We start from the raw sequence: 24,199 nt of genomic DNA, 5'->3' as shown, positions 1-24,199 counted from the left end.
GACCAACGCGCCGGTGGGGGGTCTGGTCACGCTTCGGGGCGTATGTGCCTGTGTGTGGGGCGCACGGGCTCCCGTACGCCCCCTGCTGCCACGGCTCATAGACTGGTGTGCTGCTCGTCACCGCACGCCCCAGTCTGAGAGGCAGTCAGCCACCGATGAAGCTCGTCTTCGCAGGTACTCCCGAGGTCGCCGTCCCCGCCCTGGACGCCCTGATCGCCTCCGATCGGCACGAGGTCGCAGCCGTCGTCACCCGGCCCGACGCGCCCGCGGGCCGCGGGCGGCGGCTGGTCGCCAGCCCGGTCGCGCAGCGCGCCGCCGACGCCGGGATCGAGGTGCTCAAGCCGGCGAGGCCGCGCGACGAGGAGTTCCTCGCGCGCCTGCGGGAGATCGCCCCCGACTGCTGTCCCGTCGTCGCCTACGGCGCCCTGCTGCCCAAGGCGGCCCTCGACGTGCCCGTCCACGGCTGGGTGAACCTGCACTTCTCGCTGCTGCCCGCCTGGCGCGGCGCCGCCCCGGTGCAGCACGCGATCCTCGCCGGTGACGAGATGACCGGTGCGGCGACGTTCCGGATCGAGGAAGGGCTCGACACCGGGCCCGTCTACGGCGTGATCACCGAGCCGGTGCGCCCCACGGACACCAGCGGTGATCTGCTGACGCGGCTGGCCTTCGCCGGTGCGGGACTGCTCGCCGCGACGATGGACGGCATCGAGGACGGCAGCCTGCGGCCTGTGCCCCAGCCCGCGGACGGCGTCACCATGGCCCCGAAGATCACCGTCGAGGACGCTCACGTCGACTGGACCGCTCCCGCGCTGCGCGTCGACCGGGTCGTGCGGGGCTGCACTCCCGCGCCGGGGGCGTGGACGGCCTTCCGCGGCGAGCGCCTCAAGCTCGTCCAGGTCGCGTTGCTTCCGGACCGCAAGGACCTCGCACCCGGCGAGCTCGACGCGGGCAAGAACCATGTGCACGTGGGCACCGGGTCCCATGCCGTGGAGCTCCTGTGGGTCCAGCCGCAGGGCAAGAAGCCGATGCGTGCGGCGGACTGGGCGCGGGGTGTGCGGATCGCTCCTGGCGAGAGGGTCGGCGCACCGGTCGTAGGCTGAGAGGGATCACGTTTCATCGAACGCGGAGCACCTTTTGAGTGAGCAGTCCCGTCACCGTCCCGCCAAGCCGTACCGCCGCCCCAAGAAGGACCCCGTGCGGATCCTCGCCTTCGAGGCGCTGCGGGCCGTCGACGAAAGGGACGCGTACGCCAACCTCGTCCTGCCGCCGCTGCTGAAGAAGGCGCGCGAGAAGGACGACTTCGACGGGCGGGACGCGGCACTCGCGACGGAGCTCGTGTACGGGACGCTGCGCCGCCAGGGCACCTACGACGCGATCATCGCGGCCTGTATCGACCGCCCGCTGCGCGAGGTCGACCCGCCGGTGCTGGATGTCCTCGCGCTCGGTGCGCACCAGCTGCTGGGAACGCGCATCCCCACGCACGCGGCCGTCTCCGCGAGCGTGGAACTGGCGAGGGTGGTCCTCGGCGACGGGCGGGCGAAGTTCGTGAACGCCGTGCTCCGCAAGATCTCGCAGCACGACATGGACGCCTGGCTCGAGCGGGTCGCCCCGCCCTACGACGAGGACGCGGAGGACCATCTGGCGGTCGTCCATTCGCACCCCCGGTGGATCGTCTCCGCCCTGTGGGACTCGCTCGGCGGCGGCCGCGCCGGCATCGAGGACCTGCTGGAGGCCGACAACGAGCGGCCCGAGGTGACGCTCGTGGCCCGGCCGGGGCGTTCGACCACCGGCGAGCTGACGGACGTGCTGGGCGAGGACTCCGTCCTGCCCGGCCGCTGGTCCCCGTACGCCGTCCGGCTGGCCGAGGGCGGCGAGCCCGGCGCCATCGAAGCCGTGCGGGACGGACGCGCGGGCGTCCAGGACGAAGGCAGCCAGCTGGTGGCGATCGCCCTCGCCAACGCGCCGCTCGAAGGCAGCGACGAGCGCTGGCTCGACGGGTGCGCGGGGCCCGGCGGCAAGGCGGCGCTCCTCGGTGCGCTCGCGGCCGGCCGTGGCGCTTCCCTGCTGGCCGCCGAGAAGCAGCCGCACCGCGCCCGGCTGGTGGAGCGGGCACTCGCCGGCAATCCTGGGCCGTACCAGGTGGTCGCGGCCGACGGCACGCGCCCGCCGTGGCGTGAGGGCGTGTTCGACCGGGTACTCGTCGACGTCCCGTGCTCGGGACTCGGCGCGCTGCGCCGCCGTCCCGAAGCCCGCTGGCGCCGCCGCCCGTCGGACCTCGAGGGCTTCGCCCCGCTCCAGCGGGAGCTGCTGCGTGAGGCACTGAAGGCCGTACGGGTCGGCGGAGTGGTGGGGTACGCGACCTGTTCGCCGCATCTCGCCGAGACACGTGTCGTCGTCGACGACGTCCTGCGCGGTCGCGGCGGCCCGGCCGTCGAGGCGGAGTGGGTGGACGCCCGCCCGCTGATGCCCGGAGTCCCGGCCCTCGGCGACGGCCCCGACATCCAGCTGTGGCCGCATCTGCACGGCACGGACGCGATGTACCTGGCGCTGCTGCGGCGCACCGCCTAGCTTCCCCGGGCCCGCGGCCGGCTCACGGCCGCGTGGCCGGCCGGGCGTCCTCGCGGGACAGTTTGTGGGGCCACCAGACCTTCGGGCCCACGTCCAGGAAGAGCGCCGTGACCAGCACGGAGCGGACGACCAAGGTGTCCAGCAGGACGCCCAGGGCCACCGCGAAGCCGATCTCGGCGAACGCGACCATGGGCAGTGTCGCGAGGGCGGCGAACGTACCCGCGAGGACCAGACCGGCCGAGGTGATCACCGCGCCGGTCGCGGCGAGGCCGGTGACCACGCCGGGCGCGGTGCCCTGCCGGCGGGCCTCCTCACGGATACGGGTCGTGAGGAAGATGTTGTAGTCGATGCCAAGTGCCACCAGGAACACGAAGACGAACAGCGGGAAGTCCGTCGTCTCGCCCGCGTAGTCGAAGAGGTACCGGAAGGCGAGTGCGCTCAGCCCGAGCGCGGCGGCGAACGACAGGACCACGGTGCCGATCAGCAGCAGCGGCGCGACCAGGGCCCTCAGCAGCCCAATGAGGATCAGCAGCACCACGAGCAGCACCAGCGGGATGATCAGGATGTTGTCGTGGGTCGTCGCGGCGTCCATGTCGAGCAACGCCGCCGTGCCGCCGCCCACCTGCGAGTCAGCGTCGGGGACGGCGTGCACGGCGTCCCTGACCTGCTCGACGGTGTCCTTGGCGGCCTGGCTGTCGGCGGGATCCTCCAGCGTGGCCTCGAACAGCACCCGGCCCTCGTGCACGGGGGCGGTTCCGGGCGGCAGACCGAGCGAGGTGGGCACCACACCGGGCGTCGCGGCCACCGCTTCGCCCACCTGACGGGCCTGCCCCGCGTTGCTGATGACCACCAGGGGGTCGCCGCTGCCCGCGGGGAAGTACTCGGCCTGGACCTCCTGGCCGGTGATCGAGTCGGGCTTGCCGGTGAAGGAATCGGCGTTGCTGATGCCTTCCGCCCGCAGTTGCGTGAGACCCAGGGCGCACACCGCGAGAGCGACCGCCGTGGCGCCCCACACCGCCCGCGGCCGACGGGAGATCCACCGTCCCGTACGGGCCCAGAAGCCGCGCTCGGTGGGCTCGGGGGAGCCCAGGTGGGGGACCACCGGCCAGAAGATCCAGCGGCCGAAGATCACCAGGAGTGCGGGGAACAGCGTCAGCATGGCGACGAGGGCGACGGCGACGCCGATCGCGGCAACGGGACCGAGACCGCGCGTGGAGTTCATCTCCGCGGTCATCAGTACGAGCATGCCGAGGACCACCGTCGCACCGCTGGCGAGCACCGCCGGCCCCGCCCGGTGCAGGGCCAGCGCCATCGCCTCGTGCCGGTCCTCGTGGCGGCGCAGCTCTTCCCGGTAGCGGGCCACCAGCAACAGGGCGTAGTCGGTGCCCGCTCCGAACACGAGGACGGTCAGGATGCCCGCGCTCTGGCCGTTGACCGTCAGATCGGCATGCTCGGCCATCAGGTAGATCACGGCCTGAGCGGCGCCGAGTGCCGCGATCACCGAGAAGAGCGGGACCAGCAGAAGCGTCGGACTGCGGTAGGTGATCAGCAGCATCACGATCACGACGGCCATCGCCGAGAACAGCAGCGTCGAATCGATGCCCTCGAAAGCCTCGGAGAAGTCGGCCGCGGTGCCGCCGGGCCCGGTGACGTGCACCGACAGGCCGTCGCCGCCGGTGCCCGTCTCGGCGCGGATCGAGTCGACGGCCGGGGCGATCCGCTCCCAGCCCTCCTCGTCCATGGTGATCGGTACGAAGACCTGGGCGGCCCGTGGATCCGCCGGCCGGTCGAAGACCGGGCCGCGGGTCTCGGCGCCGCGCACCCCGTGGTCGCGCAACTCCTTGACGGCCGCGACGTCCGCGACGATCCGCTCGCGGTCGGCGGCGGTGAGACCGTCCTCGCGCGCGTAGACCACGATCGCGGGGATCACCTCCGGCCGGAAGTCCTCCGCCTCGGTCAGGACCTGGGTGGACTCGGCGCTGCCCGGCAGCCAGGAGGCGGCGTCGTTGTCCTGTGCGTCCGTGAGCTTCTGCGCCAGGGGGAAGGCCAGCACGATGACCGCGAGCCACAGGACCAGCACGATCCACTTGCTGCGCCGTCCGCAGACGAGATGCGCGATTCCCTTGCCGGTCGCCCTCGGGGGTGCCGTGTCGTGTTGCGCGTCCGCCATGACGCTCCCGTTGTCTGCCGCTGGTGGGGACCGAATCGCCGGGATTGCGGGGGGCTGGGCCGGTCCGGTGTGTGGTTGGTCCATACCGAGTGCCGTCCCGGGGAGGGGAACTGCCCGGGGACATGGCAGTCTTGGCGCATGGCCGTTCAGATCAACCCCAGTATCCTCTCCGCGGACTTCTCGCGCCTGGCGGAAGAGGCCAAGGCCGTCGCGGGCGCCGACTGGCTCCACGTCGACGTGATGGACAACCACTTCGTGCCCAACCTCACCTTGGGCGTGCCGGTCGTCGAGTCGCTCGCCAGGGCGACGGACACCCCGCTGGACTGCCACCTGATGATCGAGGATCCCGACCGCTGGGCTCCCCAGTACATCGAGGCGGGGGCCGGTTCCATCACCTTCCACGTCGAGGCCGCCGCCGCGCCCGTGCGGCTGGCCCGCGAGATCCGGGCGAAGGGCGCGCGGGCCTCGATGGCCCTCCGGCCGGCCACCCCGATCGAGCCGTACGAGGATCTGCTCCCCGAGCTCGACATGCTCCTGATCATGACCGTGGAGCCGGGCTTCGGAGGTCAGGCGTTCCTCGACATCATGCTGCCGAAGATCCGCCGCACCCGGGAGCTCATCTCCAAGCACGGCCTCCAGTTGTGGCTGCAGGTCGACGGCGGGGTGTCGGCATCGACCATCGAGCAGTGCGCGGAGGCGGGCGCCGACGTGTTCGTGGCGGGCTCCGCGGTCTACGGCGCTGACGATCCGGAGGCGGCGGTGCGGAAACTTCGTGACCAGGCGGCGGCGGCGACCGCTTCCGCGGCCTGGGCGTGCGGGCACTGAACCGTGCCCGCGCTTGTTCAACCGATGTTGGCCCGGCAGGGCTGATCAAGGGCGCACGGATCTGACAGGATGGCGGATCCGGAGTGTGTCCAGCGGCAAGTTTGTACGGCATGAACAGCAGTGAGGAGATCGCGGTGTCTGCTAGGTCGGCGGGACGGTCTGCCCTGCGGATGGGGCCCGCTGAGCTTGTGCAGGCGGCGGCCATGGCCCGTCGCTTCTACCTCGAGGGCAAGTCCAAGATCCAGATCGCCGAGGAGTTCGGCGTCAGCCGCTTCAAGGTCGCCAGGGTCCTGGAGACCGCTCTCGAGCGTGATCTCGTGCGCATCGAGATCCGCGTGCCCGCCGAGCTGGACGCCGAGCGTTCCGACGCGCTGCGCGCCCACTTCGGGCTCCGGCACGCGGTCGTCGTGGAGTCGCCCGCGGAGGGCGCGGACGAGTCGCCCGACCCGGAGAACCTGGGCGAGGTCGCCGCCGATCTGCTCGGCGAGCTGGTGGCCGAGGGTGACGTGCTGGGCCTCGCGTGGGGCCGGTCCACCATTCACATGGCCGCGGCCCTCGACCGGCTGCCGCCGTGCACGGTCGTCCAGCTCACCGGTGTGTACGACGCGGGCACCGCGGAGCGCGGCTCCGTGGAGGCGGTACGAAGAGCGGCCCAGGTTTCCGGCGGCGAGGCCCACCCCATCTACGCGCCGATGCTGCTGCCCGACCCCGCGACGGCCGCAGCGCTGCGCCACCAGACGGGCATCGCGCGGGCCTTCGACTACTTCGACAAGGTCACCGTCGCCTGTGTCTCGATCGGCTCCTGGGAACCCGGCATCTCCACCGTCCACGACATGCTCTCCGACGAGGAGCGCGCCCACTACGCCTCCCTCGGTGTGGCCGCCGAGATGTCCGCCCACCTCTTCGACACCCAGGGCCGCCGGGTCGGCCGCGACCTGGGAGAGCGCTGCATCACCGTCGAGGCCGACCGGCTGCGCCGCATTCCCGAGGTGGTGGCCATCGCGGGCGGCCCCCGCAAGGCGGAGGCGATCGGGGCCGTGCTCCGCTCAGGACTGGTCACCAGCCTCGTGACGGACACCGCGGCGGCCGACCTGCTGCTGACCGCGGCGCCCGGCCCGCGCCCGGCGCTGGAGCGCGCCGACCCGGACGACTGAGCGGCAGCGGGCCCGGGGCCCGCTGCCGACGCCTTGGTGCGATCACACCAAGGCACCCCTGCTGACCTGGACGATTGGCCCGAGCGGTTCCGGGGTGCCGGCATGGGAGAATGAAGTACGTGCGATTTCCTCCGGCTGCATCGCCGGGGGGCCGACTCCGATCGACTGGGATGTTAAGCACGTGCGTTTCCTCAACGACATCAAGCCGCCGTACGACCTGACGTACGACGATGTGTTCATGGTGCCGAGCCGCTCGGCCGTCGGTTCGCGGCAGGGCGTGGACCTCTCCTCCCCTGACGGGACCGGCACGACGGTGCCGCTGGTCGTGGCCAACATGACCGCCATCGCCGGCCGTCGGATGGCCGAGACCGTCGCCCGCCGCGGCGGACTCGTCGTCATCCCTCAGGACATCCCGATCGACGTCGTCACCGACGTCATCTCCTGGGTGAAGACCCGCCATCATGTGCTGGACACCCCGATCGTGTTGGTTCCGCACCAGACCGTCGCCGATGCCCTGTCGCTGCTGCCGAAGCGGGCACACGGCGCGGGCGTCGTCGTGGACGAGGAGCGCCGGCCCGTCGGCATCGTGACCGACCACGACCTGGCCGGGGTCGACCGGTTCACCCAGCTGTCCGAGGTCATGTCCAAGGACCTGCTGCTCCTCGACGCGGACATCGACCCCCGCGAGGCGTTCAACACCCTCGACGGCGCCAACCGGCGCTACGCGCCCGCCGTGGACGGCTCCGGCAGGCTCGCGGGTGTGCTGACCCGCAAGGGCGCCCTGCGCGCGACGCTGTACACCCCCGCGGTCGACGCCGCCGGCCGGCTGCGGATCGCCGCGGCCGTCGGCATCAACGGTGATGTGGCCGGCAAGGCCAAGCAGCTGCTCGACGCGGGCGTCGACACGCTGGTCGTCGACACCGCGCACGGCCACCAGGAGTCGATGATCAGCGCCGTCAAGGCCGTTCGCGCTCTCGATCCGCAGGTGCCCATCGTCGCCGGCAACGTCGTCGCGGCGGAAGGCGTGCGCGACCTGATCGAGGCCGGCGCGGACATCATCAAGGTCGGTGTGGGCCCCGGCGCCATGTGCACCACCCGCATGATGACCGGTGTGGGCCGGCCGCAGTTCTCGGCCGTTCTGGAATGCGCCGCGGAGGCGAAGAAGTTCGGCAAGCACGTCTGGGCGGACGGCGGTGTCCGCCACCCCCGCGACGTGGCGATGGCGCTGGCCGCGGGTGCGTCCAACGTCATGATCGGCTCATGGTTCGCCGGCACGTACGAGTCCCCGGGTGACCTGCAGCAGGCCCCCGACGGGCGGTTCTACAAGGAGTCCTTCGGCATGGCGTCGAAGCGCGCCGTGCGCAACCGCACCAGCGAGGAGTCCGCGTACGACCGTGCCCGTAAGGGCCTGTTCGAAGAGGGGATCTCGCACTCGCGGATGTTCCTCGACGCGAGCCGTCCCGGTGTCGAGGACCTGATCGACTCGATCATCGCGGGCGTCCGGTCCTCGTGCACGTACGCCGGCGCAGGCTCCCTGGAGGAGTTCGCGGAGAAGGCGATCGTCGGCATTCAGAGCGCGGCCGGTTACGCGGAGGGCAAGCCCCTGCACGCCAGCTGGAACTGACCCGCCGTCATATGGTCCGGCCCTCCCGGGACGTGGGGGCCGGACCTTGTCGATTTTCGGCCAACTCGACTTTGTAGGCATGCGGCACGGCGTCGCGGGTAGGCGCGCTGTCGCACTGACATCGGAGCAGGGGAGGACGAAGTGTCCACGGCGAGCACGGTCCCGACCGAACTCACGCGGCCTGAAGCGCAGCGCCCGGAAATCGTGGAGCTAGGGCTTCCGGAAGTGGAGAACCCGGGGGAGGTTGCACCCAAGGACGCACGTGAGATCTCGAAGACCTTCTTCGTGCGGCTGGCCTCTCTTGAGGAAGGCACCCACGAATACCAATACGTGCGCAACACCCTGATCGAGCTCAACCTGGCCCTCGTGAAGTACGCCGCGGGCCGGTTCCGCAACCGCGCGGAGCAGATGGAGGACATCATCCAGGTCGGCACGATCGGCCTGATCAAGGCGATCGACCGCTTCGAGCTGAGCCGGGAGGTGGAGTTCGCGACGTTCGCCGTCCCGTACATCATCGGTGAGATCAAGCGCTTCTTCCGTGACACCAGTTGGGCCGTGCACGTCCCGCGGCGGCTGCAGGAACTGAGGATCGACCTCGCCAAGGCCGTCGACGAGCTCTCGCAGAAGCTCGACCACACCCCCACCACGGCCGAACTCGCGGAACACCTCGGTATGGACGAGGAAGAGATCATCGAGGGCGTGGTCGCGAGCAACGGTTACACCGCCGGCTCGATCGACATGCCGATGGACGACGCCTCCGACCACGGGGCCGTGCCGCTGTCCGACCGGCTGGGCGCACCGGACGCCGATCTGGAGACCGCGGAGAACGTCCAGGCGCTCAAGCCGCTGATCGAGGAGCTCGACGAGCGGGACCGGCGCATCCTTCAGATGCGGTTCGGTGAGGAGATGACGCAGTCGGAGATCGGCGCGGAGCTCGGCGTCTCCCAGATGCACGTCTCCCGGCTGCTGTCGCGGATCACCGGACGGTTGCGTGAAGGGCTCCTCGTCGTGGAGTGACCTCTGCGGCACCGGCGGGCGGCCACGGCCGCCCGCCGTTCACCGCGCCAGGGTCCGGGTCCCTCGAAGGGCCCGGACCCTCACCGGAGCCCCCCACGGGAGAAGCGGCGTCCTGTCCGCCAGGACGCCGCTTTCCGGCCCGTCGTGCGCGTCCGGCCCGTCGTGCGCGTCCGGTTCCTTCCTGCACGCGTCCCGTCCGTCGTGCGCGTCAAATCCGTGCTGTCCGAGGACCTCAGGTCGCCGGCGGCGGGTGTGGGAGGGAAGAGGGAGCGGCGGTCAGCCGCCGGCCGTGGCGGGGCGCGCCCAAGTCGCTCGGATGCTCTTGCCATGGGGGACCTGACGAACCTCCACGCAGCCGGCGAGCCGCTGCACCATGTGCCATCCGAAGCCGCCGCCGCCCGCGAGGTCCGGCTGCCGGGGGACCGGTGGCAGCGGGCTGGAGTCGTCCATCTGCACGACCAGGGTGTCGTGTCCGACCGTCAGACGCAGCCGCCACCAGCCGGCGGTGTGGCGCACGGCGTTGGTGACCAGTTCGGAGACGACCAGCAGCACCGCGTCGGCGTCGGCCCACGTGCAGTGCTGCAGCAGGAACTCCGCGGTGGCCGTACGGGCACCCGCGCTGTGCCTGCTCTCCTGATGGGGCGATTCCTCGATCACCACCTGCGGCTGTGCGTTCATCACCGATCGCATACCCAGAAGTCGCGCGAGTATCAACCCCGCGCACCGGTATCTCGCACCACGACGGGAGCGCCAGGGTTTCCGGCGTTCGGGCGTGGCCGGGCCGAGGTCGGTCATGACCCTCCTGTTTCACCGGAGCGCAATGTTTCCCCGTGGCTCCCGTCAGCGCGCAATGATGGTCCGCCGATGCGCAACAACGGTGCATTACGGCTGTGAGCAGCGGACTCGTAGGCTCGACCCCCGTACCAGGAGTGGCGGTGACCGTCTGCTCGGCGGTTCCCCACCCATGCGCGGGCTTCTTCTGCCTGCCTGCGGGCCGCCGTCGGGCCGCCCCGCCGAACCGCAGCGATGAAGGAGCCAACGACGTGCTGGACCAAGGCGCAGCGCCACCGACGACCGAGCCGTCGAACGGAAGGAGCCGGGGGACCGGCGCCCGGTTGATGAGAAGGAAGCCGGTCGAGCGGCTGGTCGCGGAGGGCGGGCAGGGTGAGGGCGGTGCGCTGCGCCGCTCGCTGTCCATGTGGCAGCTGACCATGATCAGCATCGGTGCCACGCTCGGCACCGGCATCTTCGTCGTGCTCGGCGAGGCGGTCCCCGAGGCGGGCCCCGCCGTCACAGTCTCGTTCGTGATCGCCGGTCTGACCGCGCTCTTCTCGGCCCTCTCGTACGCGGAGCTGGCCGGCACCATCCCGGTCTCCGGATCGTCCTACTCGTACGCCTATGCCACGATGGGCGAGCTCGTCGCCTGGGTCTGCGGCTGGTGCCTCATCCTCGAGTACGGGGTCTCCGTCGCCGCCGTGGCGGTCGGCTGGGGCGAGTACCTCAACGAACTCCTCGCCGGCACCATCGGCGTCACCATCCCGCAGGCCCTGTCGGCGCCGCCCGGCGACGGAGGGTTCTTCAACCTGCCCGCCCTCCTCGTCGTGCTGCTCGCCATGGTGTTCCTGCTCGGCGGGGCCCGCGAGAGCGCCCGCGCCAACACCGTCATGGTCGTCGTGAAGATCGCCGCCCTGGTGCTGTTCTGCGCCGTCGGCGTCCAGGGCTTCCGCAGCGGCAACTACGAGAACTTCATGCCGCTGGGCATGGCGGGCGTCAGCGCTGCCGGAGCGTCGCTGTTCTTCTCGTACATCGGCTTCGACGCCGCCTCCACGGCCGGCGAAGAGGCCAAGAACCCTCAGCGTGACCTGCCGCGCGCCATCATGCTGTCCCTCCTGATCGTCACCGTGCTGTACGTGCTGGTCGCCGCCGTCGCCGTCGGCGCCCGCCCCTGGAAGGGCTTCGGCGAGTCCGAGGCCGCGCTCGCCGGGATCATGGAGGACGTCACCGGGCAGAGCTTCTGGGCCGTGCTGCTCGCCGCGGGCGCCGTCATTGCCATCGCCAGCGTCGTGCTGACGGTGCTGTACGGGCAGACCCGCATCCTGTTCGCCATGTCGCGCGACGGTCTGGTGCCCAAGGTGTTCTCCCGGGTGCACGCCAAGAGCGGTGCTCCCCGGGCCAACACGGTGATCGTCTCGCTGTTCTGCGGCGTGCTCGCCGCTGCCGTGCCGCTGGGCCGGCTCGCCGACGCCACGAGCATCGGCACCCTGTTCGCGTTCGCGCTCGTCAACGTGGCCGTCGTCGTGCTGCGCCGGACCCGCCCGGACATGAAGCGGACCTTCCGGGTGCCGCTGTCGCCGCTCTTCCCTGTGATCGGCTTCGGGTTCTGCGTGTGGATGATGTTCAGCCTCGACACCATCACCTGGATCGTGTTCGGGGTCTGGATGGCGGTGGGCCTGGCCGTCTACTTCGGCTATGGCATGCGCAGGTCCGCACTGCGGTGAGGCCGCGCCGGGGACCCTCGCCCGTATCCCTGATGGATACTGTCTTGACCAGGGAGCCGCTGCTCCCCGGCACGGACCGAGCATGGTGTGAAAGTTGCTGAACGACCTCGATGAGCGCATCGTCCATGCCCTGGCGGAGGACGCCCGCCGCTCCTACGCGGACATCGGCTCGATGGTGGGGCTCTCCGCCCCGGCAGTGAAACGACGGGTGGACCGGCTGCGCGCGGAAGGCGCCATCACCGGTTTCACCGTGCGGGTCGACCCGAAGGCGCTCGGCTGGGCGACCGAGGGGTTCATCGAGATCTTCTGCAGCCGCAACACCTCTCCCGAGGCGATCGAGCGCGGCCTCAAGCGCTACCCGGAGATCGCGTCCGCCTCCACCGTCACCGGTGAGGCGGATGCGATCGTCCAGGTCTTCGCCTCCGACATGCGCCACTTCGAGCGGGTGCTCGAACGCATCGCGGGCGAGCCGTTCGTGGAGCGCACCAAGTCGGTCCTGGTGCTCTCCCCGCTGCTGCGGCGGTTCTCCTCCGGCGCTCCCGCGTAACGCCCGTGGCTCCTCGGGGCGGCCCGGCTCCCCGGGGTCGGCCCCGAGGCGCGATCGCGCTGGTGAGCGCGACGCCGGGGACAGCCGGGGGTGATCGGAGCGCGACGCACGGTGGCGTGTCCGGGTGCCCCACCGCACGGCCTGTCGGGCTGCGCAACGAATCGCCGGATCAGGCCGCAACGACGCAACACATCGACTGTCCGCGCGCAACGCTCGCGCCTTGTCCCGGCCGATCGCCGGACCGTACCGTCATAGACGTCTCCCGTTCACCCGTCCCATGCCCGAGGTCACCCATGCCCCTGCGCACCGCCCTTCTCCAGAGTTCCGGCCGTCCGGGCTCGGTCGCGGAGAACCTGAAGGTGCTCGACGAGGCCGCGGGCCGGGCCGCCGAGGCCGGTGCGGGCCTGCTCGTCTGCCCCGAGATGTTCCTCACCGGCTACGCGATCGGGGACGACGTGCCGATGCTGGCCGAGCGGGCTGATGGTCCCGGCGCGCTCGCCGTCGCCGACATCGCCGTACGCCACGGCCTCGCGGTGCTCTACGGCTACCCCGAGCGGGCGGACGAGGGCAGCGGCACGGCCGGCGACACGGGCACGATCCACAACTCCGCCCAGCTGATCGACGCGTCCGGGCAGCGTCTCGCGAACTACCGCAAGACGCACCTCTTCGGCTGCTTCGAGCAGCGATGGTTCACACCGGGCGAGGACACCGTCGTCCAGGCCGAGCTCGACGGCATCCGCGTCGGCATGCTGATCTGCTACGACGTGGAGTTCCCCGAGAACGTCCGCGCCCACGCCCTGGCCGGCACCGACCTGCTGCTGGTCCCCACCGCGCAGATGCACCCCTTCCAGTTCGTCGCCGAATCGCTGGTCCCGGTCCGGGCATTCGAGAGCCAGATGTACGTCGCGTACGTCAACAGGACCGGCCCGGAAGGCGAGTTCGAGTTCGTCGGCCTCAGCTGCCTCGCCGCCCCCGACGGGACGGTGCGCACCCGCGCCGGCCGCGGGGAGGAGCTCGTCATCGGCGAGGTCGACCCCGAGCTGCTCAGCGCGTCGCGCGAGAACAACCCGTACCTGCGTGACCGGCGGCCCGGCCTGTACGGCTCGCTGACCTGACGCCCGCCTGCCCCCGCCTCACCGCCCCACCGCTTCGCCTTTCCCCGCAAGGAGTCCGTACCCCATGACGTCCACGGTGCCCACCACCGCCGTCCAGCACAGCGACGCGCAGCCGCCGATCACCATGTTCGGTCCGGACTTCCCCTACGCCTACGACGACTTCCTCGCGCACCCCGCGGGCCTGGGTCAGATACCGGCGACCGAGCACGGCGCCGAGGTCGCGGTCATCGGCGGCGGCCTCTCCGGCATGGTCGCCGCGTACGAGCTGATGAAGATGGGCCTGAGGCCCGTCGTCTACGAGGCCGACCAGATCGGCGGCCGGCTGCGCACCGTCGGCTTCGAGGGCACCGGCACGGACGAGTTGACCGCCGAGATGGGCGCGATGCGCTTCCCGCCCTCCTCCACGGCCCTCCAGCACTACATCGACCTCGTGGGTCTGACCACCCGGCCGTTCCCCAACCCGCTGGCCCCCTCCACCCCGTCGACCGTCGTCGACCTCAAGGGCGAGTCGCACTACGCGGAGACCGTCGACGACCTGCCGCAGGTCTACCGCGACGTGATGAACGCCTGGAACGCCTGCCTGGAGGAGGGCGCCGACTTCTCCGACATGAACCAGGCCATGCGCGAGCGCGACGTCCCGCGTATCCGCGAGATCTGGGCCAAGCTCGTCGAGAAGCTCGACAACCAGACCTTCTACGGCTTCCTGTGCGACTCGGAGGCCTTCAAGTCCTTCCGGCACCGGGAGATCTTCGGCCAGGTCGGCTTCGGCACCGGCGGCTGGGACACCGACTTCCCCAACTCCATCCTGGAGATCCTGCGGGTCGTCTACTCGGAGGCCGACGACCACCACCGCGGCATCGTCGAGGGCAGTCAGCAACTGCCGCTGCGCCTGTGGGAGCGCGAGCCGCAGAAGATCGTCCACTGGCCGCTCGGCACGTCGCTGGCGTCGCTGCACGAGGGCGCCCCCCGCCCGGCGGTGACCCGGCTCTCCCGCACGGCGGGCAACCGCATCACGGTCACCGACGCGGCCGGCGACATCCGCACCTACCGCGCGGCGATCTTCACCGCCCAGTCGTGGATGCTGCTGTCCAAGATCGCCTGTGACGACGCGCTGTTCCCCATCGACCACTGGACGGCGATGGAGCGCACCCACTACATGGAGTCCTCCAAGCTGTTCGTGCCGGTGGACCGGCCGTTCTGGCTGGACAAGGACGAGGTCACCGGACGCGACCGCATGTCGATGACGCTGACCGACCGGATGACCCGCGGCACGTACCTGCTGGACAACGGCCCGGACAAGCCGGCCGTGATCTGCCTGTCGTACACCTGGTGCGACGACAGCCTGAAGTGGCTGCCGCTGTCCGCGAACGAGCGGATGGAGGTCATGCTGAAGTCGCTGGGCGAGATCTATCCGGACGTCGACATCCGCAGCCACATCATCGGCAACCCCGTGACCGTGTCGTGGGAGAACGAGCCGTACTTCATGGGCGCGTTCAAGGCCAACCTGCCGGGCCACTACCGCTACCAGCGCCGGCTGTTCACCCACTTCATGCAGGACCGGCTGCCCGAGGACAAGCGCGGCATCTTCCTTGCCGGCGACGACATCTCGTGGACGGCCGGCTGGGCCGAGGGCGCCGTGCAGACCGCGCTCAACGCCGTGTGGGGCGTGATGGAGCACTTCGGCGGCGCGACCGACCCGTCCAACCCGGGCCCGGGCGACCTCTACGACGAGATCGCGCCGGTCGAACTCCCGGAGGACTGAGGCCCGGGCCTCAGCGCCAGGGCGTCAGCAGACAGCGCCCGACCAGGCCGACACCGGCGTCCAGACGCTCGGTGAACTCCTCGGCCAGGTCGGGCAGGTCCCGCAGTCCCCACAGCAGCCGTGCGGCCGACCAGGCGCTGTCGCGGGCCCGTTCGAGGCTCCACGCGCCAACCAGGTGGGTCAGCGGATCGGCGATCTCGAGCAGGTCGGGGCCGGGCATCAGATCCTCGCGGATGTGCTCCTCCAACTGCACGAGGATGTCGCCGACACGGTCGAACCCGCTCTCCAGGTCGGCCGGTCGACGGCCGAGCGCACAACAGGTGTCCACGACGGCGAGGGCCAGGTCGTGCCCGATGTGGGCGTTGATCCCGGCGAGCGCGAACTGCAGTGGCCGTACACCGGGATGGTGGCGGTACTGGAACAACGGCCGCCAGCACGCGGGCGGCCGCCGGCCCTCTGCCGCGTCCTCCACGGCCGCCAGATAGCGGCGGGCGAAGAACACGACGAGCGCGTCGGCGCCCTCCCGGTCGGTGAAGTGCCCGGCCTCGGCGTGCCGGCCGAACTCCTCCGTGACCGCGAGATACACCCGGTTGAACACCGCGATCCCGTCGCCCTGGGGCAGGGCGGAACGCAGCGAGCGCATCTGCTCCACCACGGACCCGACCGGGGAAGGACCGTGGCCCGCCCGCACCGCGAACTGTTCCGTCTGCGCCATGGGGGCCAGGGTCCCAGCCCCGGGCGTGTCCGCGCGGAGACGGGCCGGGGCTTCCCCGGAAAGAGGGACGTTTCCGCAGTGACTACCGCCCGGTCGTCGGACCGTCCGGCGTCCCCGCGGGCTCGGGGCCCCGGAACCGGCGTCGTACGAGGAGGTGCCGGAGTCCAGCAGCGGCTCCTCGTCCTTCATCTGCTCCTTCATGCATGTGGGCGGGGGCGAAGGCGCGGAGCACGTGGTAACCGGCATGAGCGGGCGCTTAGGATGAGACGTTTTCGGCCAGCACTGCACAGGAGCCCCGACCGTGACCACGCAAGCCCCTCCGACATCCGCCGCCCCGCTCGCCTCCGGCGTCGAGCACGGCGTGCTCGTCCCGGCGGTCGTGCACTTCGACGACCTCGACGCGCTCGGGCTGCTCCACAACGCCCGGTACCCGCTGATGGTGGAGCGCGCCTGGGTGACGTACTGGCAAGAGCGTGGAGTCGCCTTCGAGGGCGACTGGGCAGCGGCCGGGGACGCCTGCAACGCCGTCAAGGAACTGCGCATCGGCTACGAGCGCCCCGTGAACCGGACCGGCGACTACGCCGTGCACCTGTGGCTGGAAAGGCTCGGCCGTACCGGCCTCACCTACGGCTTCCGTTTCTGTTCCGGGGACGGCGCCGTGACCTACGCACAGGGTGTCCGGGTCCTCGTCAGGCTGGACCCGGACACCCTGCGGCCCGCGCCGTGGAGCGAGCGGTTCAGGGCCGCGGGTCGCGCACTGCTGGCGCCGGCGGAATGACCTTCACGCTCTCCCGCCCGGCCGAGCGCAGCACACCGGCGCCGAGGACCAGACCGAGCGCGAGCGCCGTCACCAGGCCGAAGGACACGACCAGGCTCGTCGCGTCGGCGACCGCGCCGATCGCCGACGGGGCGATCAGCCCCGAGGTGTAGGTGATGGTGGCGACACCGGCGATCGCCTGGCTCGGGTTCGGCCCGCTGCGTCCGGCCGCGGCGAAGGCCAGCGGCACGACCACGGCGACGCCGAAGCCGATCAGCGCGAAGCCGCACATCGCGACGGCCGGATGCGGCGCCAGGACCACGAGCAGTCCGCCGATCGTCGCGAGCACCCCGCCGACCCGCACGGTCCGCACAGGCCCGAACCGGTCGACGATCCGGTCGCCCGCCAGCCGTGCCACCGCCATCGTCAGCGCGAACGCCGTGGTCGACGCGGCCGCCAGACCCGGCGAGGTGTCCAGCACGTCACGCAGATAGACGGCCGACCAGTCCAGGCTCGCTCCCTCGGCGAACACCGCGCAGAACCCGATCGCGCCGATGATCAGCGCCGATTTCGGCGGCAGGGCGAACCGCGGCGGCGGCTCCTCGTCGGCGGAACTGCGCAGGTCCAGTACGCCCTGACAGGCGATCAGCCCGAGCGCGGTCAGCGTCAGCGCCGCCAGGGTGTGGTGCAGGCGTGCGTCACTGCCCAGGTGGGCGGCGAGTGTGCCGCCTGCCGAGCCGATCAGCGCACCGGCGCTCCACATGCCGTGCAGTCCCGACATGATCGACCGGTCGAGACGGTTCTCCACCTCCACGCCCAGGGCGTTCATCGCCACGTCGGACATTCCGGCGGTGGCGCCGTAGACGAACAGTGCCGCGCACAGGCTGAGCAGGTTCGGGGCGAACGCCGGCAGGACCAGGCTCAGGGTCCACAGTGCCAGCAGTCCGCGCAGCGCCGTGCGTGCGCCGAAGCGGTGGGTGACGGCTCCGGCCAGCGGCATGGCCACGGAAGCTCCGAGCGCCGGGAATGCCAGGGCGAGGCCCAGCTGACCGGCACTGACCCCGGCGTGGTCCTGGATCCAGGGGATCCGGGTCGCGAAGCTGCCGGTCACCGCGCCGTGCACACAGAAGACGGCGGCCACCGCGAAGCGGGCACGCCGCAACCGGGGCAGCCCGACGGCCGTTCGGCTCGATGCGCTGGACATGCGTGTACCCCTCCCCGAGAACGTGAGCGGTAAACTATCAGGAACCCTGCCTGATAAATAGACGGTATGCGTCTGGAAGGATTCCGGCATGCGCGCCTCACCGAGCACCGCCCGGGCCATCAACGATCGGCTCGCCCTGGAACTCCTGCAGGAAGAGGGGCCGTTGACGGCAGGACAGTTGAAGACGATGACCGGCCTCTCCCGGCCCACCGTCGCCGACCTCGTGGAGCGGTTGCAGGGCTCGGGGCTCATCCGGGTGGTCGGCGAGGCTGGTGCCGAACGGCGTGGACCGAACGCCCGCCTGTACGGGATCGTCGCCGACCGCGCACACCTCGCGGCGCTCGACGTACGCACCGAGAGCGTCTCCGTCGTCATCGCGGACCTGCTCGGGACGCGTCTCGCCGAAGCCTCCCTTCCGATCGGCGGCGACAGCGAGCCCGGTCCCGTTGTGCAGCGTGCCGCGGCGCTGGTGGAGCGCACGTCCCGGAACGCCGGAGCCGCCGCGCTGCACAGCGTCTGCGTCGGCGCGCCCGGTCTCATCGACCCGGCGACCGGTGAACTCCGCGACACGACCGGCCTGCCGGCCTGGCACCGCATGCTGGTGGCCGCACTGCAGCGGCGCCTGCCGGCCCGGGTGATCGTCGAGAACGAGACCAACCTCGCGGCCGTGGCCGAACATCGCCTCGGCGCCGCGGGCGACCGCGACTCGTTCGCGTTCCTCTGGCTGGGACAAGGGGTCGGCGCGGGAATCTTCCTCGACGGCCGGCTGAGGAGAGGGGCGTCCGGCGGGGCGGGCGAGATCGGCTTCCTGCCGGTGCCCGGCACGGCGGGCATTCCCTCCGCCGTCGACTGCGCCGGCGGCTTCCACTCGCTGGCCGGGGCGGCGGCGATCCGCGAACTGGGGCAGCGGTACGGGCTCGTGGGGCCTACGGCGGCACGCATGGTGGCGGCGGCCGTCGCCGAGGACCGCGGCGACTTCCTCGACGCCCTCGCCGACCGCCTCGCCCTCGGCGCGGCGGCGGTCGCCGCGGTCCTGGATCCCGGATGTGTGGTCCTCGGCGGCGAGACCGGGCACGCGGGCGGCGAGGCGCTGGCATCGCGCGTCGCGGCGCGGGTGGCCAGTCTGTCCCCGCTGCCTACCCAGGTCCGTGCCGGCGTCCTCGGCGACGACGCGGTCCTCAGCGGCGCGCTGCTGACGGCGGGGGATTCGGCGCGGGGGGAACTGTTCGGCTGACCGCCACCATGACCCGCACGGCCATCGGGGCGGTTGCCGCTGGTCGTGGCGGGAGCGTCGTCCCGGACCCGCCGGGTCCGACGACGGCAGCCGCAGCTCCCACCGCTGCATCCGGTCGGTCCTGAACTCGACCTCATGGCTCAGCCGGTCGGATTCGAAGCGGAACCAGACACGTGGACCGGGCCGGCGCCGCGTTCACCGCGCAGTCATGCTCTCCGTCTCCTCTCCGTCTACCGGATCCCGCCCGCGCGGGCGGGGATCAGAGGCTGCGGTTCGGCAGCCTCGGCGGATCCGAGGGCGAGCGCCGAGGACATCGCCGAAGGGCTCCGCGGAGGCAAGGGCCCGGCGGCGGCAAGGGCCGGTGACCGCCGCCGGGCTGCTCTGCGAGGGATGATCAGCAGGTGCCGAGGTCCTGCCAGACACCCCACTCCCCGGTCGTACCGGGCTCCTCGCCCTTAGTCCACCACTTCGACTTCCACTGGTGCGACTTGTGGGAGACGGTCACCCCGCCCCCGTACTCGGACGTCGCGTTCCACGCCGGCGCGGCGCATGCCCCGGGCGTGCCCGGCTCGGAGGGGGACGGTGAGGGGGAGGAACCGGAACCGGGCTCGACCAGCTTCGTTCCGCGGCCCAGGTCACCGGCGAGGGCGTACGCCGTGCCGGCGATGTTCACGGTCCAGTTCGACGGGGTCGAGACCGGCAGGTAGTAGTTGAAGGACAGCTCGACCGTGCCGCCGGGGGCCAGTGACTGCCAGGCCGGGAGCTTCAGCGCCACCCGGTGGAAGTCGCCCTTCAGGCCGCCGATGTTGCCGCCGGTGTGATCGCTCTTGATCACCTTGGTGCCGAAGCCGGACTGGTCGGAGGCATTGGCCGGGGCGGCGGTCGCGTAGTCGAACTGGAACTCCGTGCCGCCGGGCAGCGTGGCCGAGGTGTTGTTTGTGATCTTCAGCTTGGGCGTGATCGGGTAGTTGGAGTCGCCCAGCTTGAACTCGGTGAAGTCCACCGAGATGTCGACCGCGTCGGTGGGCAGCGGGGAGTTGGACTTCTTTGCCCCGTACGGAGCGGCCGACTTGAACTTCTCGTACATCGACGTGGTCAGCGTGTCGCCGATCTCGTACTGGCCCTTCGCCGCGTTCCAGTCGTAGTCGCCCGCGAGTTCCCAGACCATCGTGCCGCCGATGCCCCGGTCGACCACGTAGTCCGCCTTCGCGGCCACCGACTGCTCGTCCTCGGTGGAGAGGAAGACCTTCTTCTCGGCGTTCCACAGCCAGGGCGCGGCCAGCGTGGAGTCGTACTTGCGCACGTAGGCGCCGGTCAGCCGGGTGTCGGCCGGAAAGCCGTACTGCGTGACGTAGTCGCCGACGATCCCCTTCTCGAGGTTCTTGGCGTGCCACATCGGGTTGGAACCCGCCGGGGACTCCTTGCCGTTGTCGTCCTTGTCGTGCCACAGGTTGTCGATGCCGACGGCGCCGTCACCGCACTTGGTGAGGCCGGAGCCGGCCGGGCAGGAGGCCGCGGCGGCCTTGCCCCACAGGCCGTCCGTGCCGCCCTGCACGTTCTTGTGACCGCGGGTGTAGTACGGCAGGCCGATGTTGATGCGGCCGGCCGGCATGGAGCCCCGGAAGTAGTGGTAGGCCCAGTCGGTGTTGAGGTAGCCGATGCCGCCGTACTGGGCGCTGCCGTAGACGTTCGCCGAGGCCAGTTCGGCGTCCTTGCCGTCGTCGAAGAGCGAGGCGTTCGGGCCGACGTACTCGTTCCACGCGCCGTGCAGGTCGTACGACATGATGTTGACGTAGTCCAGGTACTTCTGGACCTGGAAGGTCTCCATGCCGCGCAGCAGGTAGCCGGACGAGGGTGCCGCGACGGTGAGCATGTAGTGCTTGCCGTCCGCCGCGCCGGCCCGGTCGAGCTTGTCGCGCAGGGTCTTCATCAGCGCCGCGTAGCCCTTGTTGAGGCCCCCTCGGCGGGCGTTGGAGACGGGGAAGTCGGCAGGGTGGCCGGCGTCCTTCATCGAGGTCGGGTACTCGTAGTCGATGTCGACGCCGTTGAAGCCGTACTTCTTGATGAAGGCGACGGCGGAGTCGGCGAAGGTGTTGATCCCCGCCTGGTTGACCGAGCCGTCGGCGTTGGTGGCCATCGAGTAGAAGCCGCCCGAGTTCACCCGCACGCCGGTGTCGTCGAAGTAGCCGCCGGTCTCCGCCCAGCCGCCGACGGAGATCAGCGTCTTCACGTCCGGATGCTGCTTCTTGAACTTGTTGAGCAGGTTGAAGTGGCCCTTGTACGGCAGAGCCGGGTCCATCTCCGCCCCGGCCACTCCCGGCCAGGTCATCCCCGTCGCGGCGTTCTTCTCCCCGTCCGTGCCGACCGAGAGCTTGTTGGACGCGTCGATGTGGCCGAAGGCGTAGTTGATGTGGGTGACCTTGTCCCACGGGATGTCGGACGCGAGGTAGGCAGGCTGCCCGTTCTTGCCGGTGCGCCAGCCTGTGAAGTAGCCGATGACCCGGCGCTGGTGGTCCGCGCCCATCTTCTCGCGGCCCTCGGTGTCGTAGACCGAGCAGTAAGGGACGTCGACGCCGGGGGTGGCGTAGAGCCCGTCGGGGCGGCAGTTCTCCTGCGGCGCGGCATGGGAGACGCCGGGGGAGAGCATGCCGGCCAGCAGCGCGGCTGCGGCGGCACCGGCTGCGAGCAGGGACGCCCCGGCTCTGGTACGGGTGGGGGACTGCACGATCAGTTCCTCCTGGTGGGGATCCCCCTGTATGGCCCGCCAGGAGCGCAGGGGGGTTCGGCCTCGCACAACTGACAGATGGGGCAAAGGGGTTGGCCCCGGTGTGCGCACACCGGCGGGCCTGGTCCGCGGAGGTGTCGCAGACATTAAGAGGACTAGACCAAAGCGTCAATAGGTCTGGACCATTGGATTCCGGCGTGACGGCGGGTGACGCCGTGTGCCCCTATGTGAGCGAGTCCACAGACATCACCCGCATGGCTCACCGCCGGCCGTGGCACACTGGCCCTGTATCAGCAGCAGCGCACTCCGGGGTCGGTGCAATTCCGAACCGGCGGTTACAGTCCGCGACCCGTCCGCAGCCAGCGGCCGGTTGACCAGGTGAGATTCCTGGACCGACGGTTAAAGTCCGGATGGGAGGCAGTGCGCGGCGGATGGCACCGTCAGGTGCGTCGGCCGTCTGTCGATCGCCGTGCACGCGCGGCGATCGCCGTTCAGGCATCGGCGTCCCCCAGTGGTGTTCCTCCGCTCTCTGTCGTCATCGACAGGCCCCGGAGTCCGTGCCCGAAGAGGCAGGAGGACCCGGTGGCCACCGCAGTCGAAGCAGACGCCATGCGTCGGGCGATCACGCTCGCCGCCCGCGGACTCGGCTCCACCAGCCCCAACCCGGTCGTCGGGTGCGTCATCACCGACGCCTCCGGACACGTGGTCGGCGAAGGTTTCCACCAGCGCGCCGGCGGACCGCACGCCGAGATCCACGCCCTGCGCGCCGCCGGGGTCCTCGCCCGCGGCGGCACCGCGTACGTCACCCTCGAGCCCTGCAACCACACCGGCCGCACCGGCCCCTGCGCACAGGCGCTCGCCGAGGCCGGCGTCGCCCGCGTCGTCTACGCGGTCGCCGACCCGAACCCGGAGGCCACCGGAGGCGCCGAGACCCTGCGCGCGGCCGGTATCGAGGTCGAACAGGGACTCCTCGCCGACGAGGCGGCCGCGGGCAACGCCGGCTGGCTCACCTCCGTACGCCTGGGCCGCCCCCACGTCACCTGGAAGTACGCGGCCACACTCGACGGCCGCGTCGCCGCCGCCGACGGCACCAGCCGCTGGATCAGCTCCCCCGAGTCCCGCGCCGATGTCCACCGGCTGCGCGCCGAGGCCGACGCCGTCCTCGTCGGCTCGGGCACCGCCCGCGCCGACGACCCCCACCTCGCCGTCCGCGGCATCGCGGGCGCCACCCAGCCGCTGCGTGTCGTGATCGACACCGAGGCGGTCGCAGTGAAGCCCGGGGCAAGGGTCCTCGACGACGCCGCGCCCACCGCCGTCGCGGTGGCCGAGGACGTCCTGCCCGACGCGACCGCGCATCTCGGCGAGGTCTGGCGGCTGCCCCGCTCGTCCGGCGGCGGCCTGGACATCGCCGCACTGCTGGCCGCCCTCCACGCGCGCGGGGTGCGGTCCGTGCTCCTCGAAGGCGGCCCGACGCTCGCCGGCGCCTTCGTCGCCGCCGGAGCCGTCGACCGCGTCATCGGCTATCTCGCCCCCGTACTCCTCGGTGCGGGCCCCGCGGCCCTCGCCGGCGCCGGAATCACCACCATCACCGACGCGTTGCGGCTCGATGTCACAGAGACCGTCCGTATCGGAACCGACCTGCGGGTCACCGCCACCGTCCCCAAGGGAGCTTGAGTGTTCACCGGAATCGTCGAAGAGCTGGGCGAGGTCACCGCCGTCGAGGACCTCGGCGACGCGTCCCGCTTCCGTCTGCGCGGCCCGATCGTCACCGAGGACGCGAAGCACGGCGACTCCATCGCCGTCAACGGCGTCTGCCTGACCGTCGTCGAGACCGGCGACGGGGAGTTCACCGCCGACGTCATGGCCGAGACGCTGAAGCGCTCCAGCCTCGGTGTGCTCCGGGCCGGATCCCGCGTCAACCTCGAGCGGCCCACGGCGGTCGGCGCCCGGCTCGGCGGCCACATCGTCCAGGGCCACGTCGACGGCACCGGCACCGTGATCGGGCGCACCCCGTCCGAGAACTGGGAGATCGTCAAGATCTCGCTGCCCTCCGGTCTCGCTCGATACGTTGTCGAGAAGGGCTCGATCACGGTTGACGGTGTGAGCCTTACCGTGGTCGACGCGGGCACCGACCACTTCACGATCAGCCTCATCCCCACCACCCTCGCCCTGACCACGCTCGGGATCAAGCAGCCCGGTGACCCGGTCAACCTCGAGGTGGACGTCATCGCCAAGTACGTCGAGCGGCTGCTCGGCACACAGGCCGAGGAGAGTGCCGAGTGAG

19 protein-coding genes and 1 riboswitch are annotated in these 24,199 nt (G+C 71.1%); of the genes, 14 read left to right on the top strand and 5 right to left on the bottom strand.

The window, feature by feature from the left end; all coding sequences use genetic code 11:
• Positions 1–155: 155 nt before the first annotated feature.
• Both fmt and MDN94_RS28500 read left to right on the top strand, forming a co-directional pair.
• Positions 156–1,100 (top strand): methionyl-tRNA formyltransferase, encoded by a 945-nt coding sequence (gene fmt / locus MDN94_RS28505; protein ID WP_482728752.1) that lies wholly within the window; start codon positions 156–158, stop codon positions 1,098–1,100.
• Between the two features lie 34 nt (positions 1,101–1,134).
• Positions 1,135–2,568 (top strand): RsmB/NOP family class I SAM-dependent RNA methyltransferase, encoded by a 1,434-nt coding sequence (locus MDN94_RS28500; RefSeq protein ID WP_482728751.1) that lies wholly within the window; start codon positions 1,135–1,137, stop codon positions 2,566–2,568.
• 22 nt (positions 2,569–2,590) lie between these two features.
• Here the strand turns inward: MDN94_RS28500 and MDN94_RS28495 are convergent, their stop codons facing one another.
• The gene (locus MDN94_RS28495; RefSeq protein ID WP_482728750.1) at positions 2,591–4,738 is read right to left on the bottom strand and encodes an MMPL family transporter; all 2,148 of its coding nucleotides are present in this window, start codon (positions 4,736–4,738) and stop codon (positions 2,591–2,593) included.
• 138 nt (positions 4,739–4,876) lie between these two features.
• On the opposite strand from MDN94_RS28495, the gene rpe reads away from it, so the two are divergent.
• The 4 genes from rpe to MDN94_RS28475 all read left to right on the top strand — a co-directional run bounded on the left by rpe (position 4,877) and on the right by MDN94_RS28475 (position 9,358).
• Positions 4,877–5,563: a ribulose-phosphate 3-epimerase gene (gene rpe / locus MDN94_RS28490; RefSeq protein ID WP_482728749.1), complete on the top strand. Its 687-nt coding sequence runs from the start codon at positions 4,877–4,879 to the stop codon at positions 5,561–5,563.
• A 110-nt stretch (positions 5,564–5,673) separates the two neighbouring features.
• Positions 5,674–6,717 carry a sugar-binding transcriptional regulator gene (locus MDN94_RS28485; protein WP_005319937.1) on the top strand — a complete coding sequence of 348 codons (1,044 nt, stop codon included), beginning with the start codon at positions 5,674–5,676 and terminating at the stop codon, positions 6,715–6,717.
• A 181-nt stretch (positions 6,718–6,898) separates the two neighbouring features.
• Positions 6,899–8,341, top strand: a complete 1,443-nt coding sequence (locus MDN94_RS28480; RefSeq protein ID WP_482728748.1) for a GuaB1 family IMP dehydrogenase-related protein — start codon at positions 6,899–6,901, stop codon at positions 8,339–8,341.
• Between the two features lie 141 nt (positions 8,342–8,482).
• Positions 8,483–9,358 carry an RNA polymerase sigma factor SigF gene (locus tag MDN94_RS28475; protein WP_482728747.1) on the top strand — a complete coding sequence of 292 codons (876 nt, stop codon included), beginning with the start codon at positions 8,483–8,485 and terminating at the stop codon, positions 9,356–9,358.
• A gap of 276 nt (positions 9,359–9,634) precedes the next feature.
• On the opposite strand, the gene MDN94_RS28470 is transcribed toward MDN94_RS28475, so the two are convergent.
• Positions 9,635–10,036 (bottom strand): ATP-binding protein, encoded by a 402-nt coding sequence (locus MDN94_RS28470; RefSeq protein ID WP_482728746.1) that lies wholly within the window; start codon positions 10,034–10,036, stop codon positions 9,635–9,637.
• A 365-nt stretch (positions 10,037–10,401) separates the two neighbouring features.
• Here MDN94_RS28470 and MDN94_RS28465 point away from each other — a divergent pair, with 365 nt between their 5' ends.
• The 4 genes from MDN94_RS28465 to MDN94_RS28450 all read left to right on the top strand — a co-directional run bounded on the left by MDN94_RS28465 (position 10,402) and on the right by MDN94_RS28450 (position 15,280).
• Positions 10,402–11,856 carry an amino acid permease gene (locus MDN94_RS28465; RefSeq protein WP_482728745.1) on the top strand — a complete coding sequence of 485 codons (1,455 nt, stop codon included), beginning with the start codon at positions 10,402–10,404 and terminating at the stop codon, positions 11,854–11,856.
• A gap of 94 nt (positions 11,857–11,950) precedes the next feature.
• Complete coding sequence (locus MDN94_RS28460; RefSeq protein ID WP_005319952.1) at positions 11,951–12,403, top strand: Lrp/AsnC family transcriptional regulator; 453 nt, start codon at positions 11,951–11,953, stop codon at positions 12,401–12,403.
• Between the two features lie 293 nt (positions 12,404–12,696).
• Positions 12,697–13,518, top strand: coding sequence for a carbon-nitrogen hydrolase family protein (locus tag MDN94_RS28455; protein WP_482728744.1), 822 nt, complete (start codon positions 12,697–12,699; stop codon positions 13,516–13,518).
• A gap of 64 nt (positions 13,519–13,582) precedes the next feature.
• Positions 13,583–15,280, top strand: coding sequence for a flavin monoamine oxidase family protein (locus MDN94_RS28450; protein WP_482728743.1), 1,698 nt, complete (start codon positions 13,583–13,585; stop codon positions 15,278–15,280).
• A 10-nt stretch (positions 15,281–15,290) separates the two neighbouring features.
• Here the strand turns inward: MDN94_RS28450 and MDN94_RS28445 are convergent, their stop codons facing one another.
• Complete coding sequence (locus tag MDN94_RS28445) at positions 15,291–15,995, bottom strand: DUF5995 family protein (RefSeq protein WP_482728742.1); 705 nt, start codon at positions 15,993–15,995, stop codon at positions 15,291–15,293.
• Between the two features lie 301 nt (positions 15,996–16,296).
• Between MDN94_RS28445 and MDN94_RS28440 the strand changes: the two genes are divergently transcribed.
• On the top strand, positions 16,297–16,773 hold the full coding sequence (locus MDN94_RS28440) for an acyl-CoA thioesterase (RefSeq protein ID WP_482728741.1): 477 nt from the start codon (positions 16,297–16,299) through the stop codon (positions 16,771–16,773).
• Here the strand turns inward: MDN94_RS28440 and MDN94_RS28435 are convergent.
• Positions 16,733–17,956 carry an MFS transporter gene (locus MDN94_RS28435; protein WP_482728740.1) on the bottom strand — a complete coding sequence of 408 codons (1,224 nt, stop codon included), beginning with the start codon at positions 17,954–17,956 and terminating at the stop codon, positions 16,733–16,735. The genes MDN94_RS28440 and MDN94_RS28435 overlap by 41 nt on opposite strands.
• An 88-nt stretch (positions 17,957–18,044) precedes the next feature.
• Here MDN94_RS28435 and MDN94_RS28430 point away from each other — a divergent pair, with 88 nt between their 5' ends.
• On the top strand, positions 18,045–19,190 hold the full coding sequence (locus MDN94_RS28430) for an ROK family transcriptional regulator (RefSeq protein ID WP_482728739.1): 1,146 nt from the start codon (positions 18,045–18,047) through the stop codon (positions 19,188–19,190).
• A gap of 394 nt (positions 19,191–19,584) precedes the next feature.
• Here the strand turns inward: MDN94_RS28430 and MDN94_RS28425 are convergent, their stop codons facing one another.
• Complete coding sequence (locus tag MDN94_RS28425) at positions 19,585–21,915, bottom strand: chitinase C-terminal domain-containing protein (RefSeq protein ID WP_482728738.1); 2,331 nt, start codon at positions 21,913–21,915, stop codon at positions 19,585–19,587.
• A 297-nt stretch (positions 21,916–22,212) separates the two neighbouring features.
• Positions 22,213–22,343, top strand: a riboswitch (FMN riboswitch).
• Between the two features lie 154 nt (positions 22,344–22,497).
• Between MDN94_RS28425 and ribD the strand changes: the two genes are divergently transcribed.
• Complete coding sequence (gene ribD, locus MDN94_RS28420; RefSeq protein WP_482728737.1) at positions 22,498–23,589, top strand: bifunctional diaminohydroxyphosphoribosylaminopyrimidine deaminase/5-amino-6-(5-phosphoribosylamino)uracil reductase RibD; 1,092 nt, start codon at positions 22,498–22,500, stop codon at positions 23,587–23,589.
• Positions 23,590–24,198 (top strand): riboflavin synthase, encoded by a 609-nt coding sequence (locus MDN94_RS28415; RefSeq protein WP_441265252.1) that lies wholly within the window; start codon positions 23,590–23,592, stop codon positions 24,196–24,198.
• Position 24,199 lies beyond the last annotated feature (1 nt).

Source organism: Streptomyces sp. WAC00040, assembly GCF_056835925.1.
Note: the sequence above shows the minus strand (reverse complement) of the source record. Positions and strands in the feature narration are given on the sequence as shown.

Excerpts from the sequence above, each read along its gene's own strand:
- MDN94_RS28485 (WP_005319937.1), top strand. The coding sequence starts at position 5,674 with ATGAACAGCAGTGAGGAGATCGCGGTGTCTGCTAGGTCGGCGGGACGG.
- MDN94_RS28450 (WP_482728743.1), top strand. The coding sequence starts at position 13,583 with ATGACGTCCACGGTGCCCACCACCGCCGTCCAGCACAGCGACGCGCAG.
- MDN94_RS28495 (WP_482728750.1), bottom strand. The coding sequence starts at position 4,738 with ATGGCGGACGCGCAACACGACACGGCACCCCCGAGGGCGACCGGCAAG.
- MDN94_RS28445 (WP_482728742.1), bottom strand. The coding sequence starts at position 15,995 with ATGGCGCAGACGGAACAGTTCGCGGTGCGGGCGGGCCACGGTCCTTCC.
- MDN94_RS28455 (WP_482728744.1), top strand. The coding sequence starts at position 12,697 with ATGCCCCTGCGCACCGCCCTTCTCCAGAGTTCCGGCCGTCCGGGCTCG.
- MDN94_RS28430 (WP_482728739.1), top strand. The coding sequence starts at position 18,045 with ATGCGCGCCTCACCGAGCACCGCCCGGGCCATCAACGATCGGCTCGCC.
- rpe (WP_482728749.1), top strand. The coding sequence starts at position 4,877 with ATGGCCGTTCAGATCAACCCCAGTATCCTCTCCGCGGACTTCTCGCGC.
- MDN94_RS28435 (WP_482728740.1), bottom strand. The coding sequence starts at position 17,956 with ATGTCCAGCGCATCGAGCCGAACGGCCGTCGGGCTGCCCCGGTTGCGG.
- fmt (WP_482728752.1), top strand. The coding sequence starts at position 156 with ATGAAGCTCGTCTTCGCAGGTACTCCCGAGGTCGCCGTCCCCGCCCTG.
- MDN94_RS28470 (WP_482728746.1), bottom strand. The coding sequence starts at position 10,036 with ATGAACGCACAGCCGCAGGTGGTGATCGAGGAATCGCCCCATCAGGAG.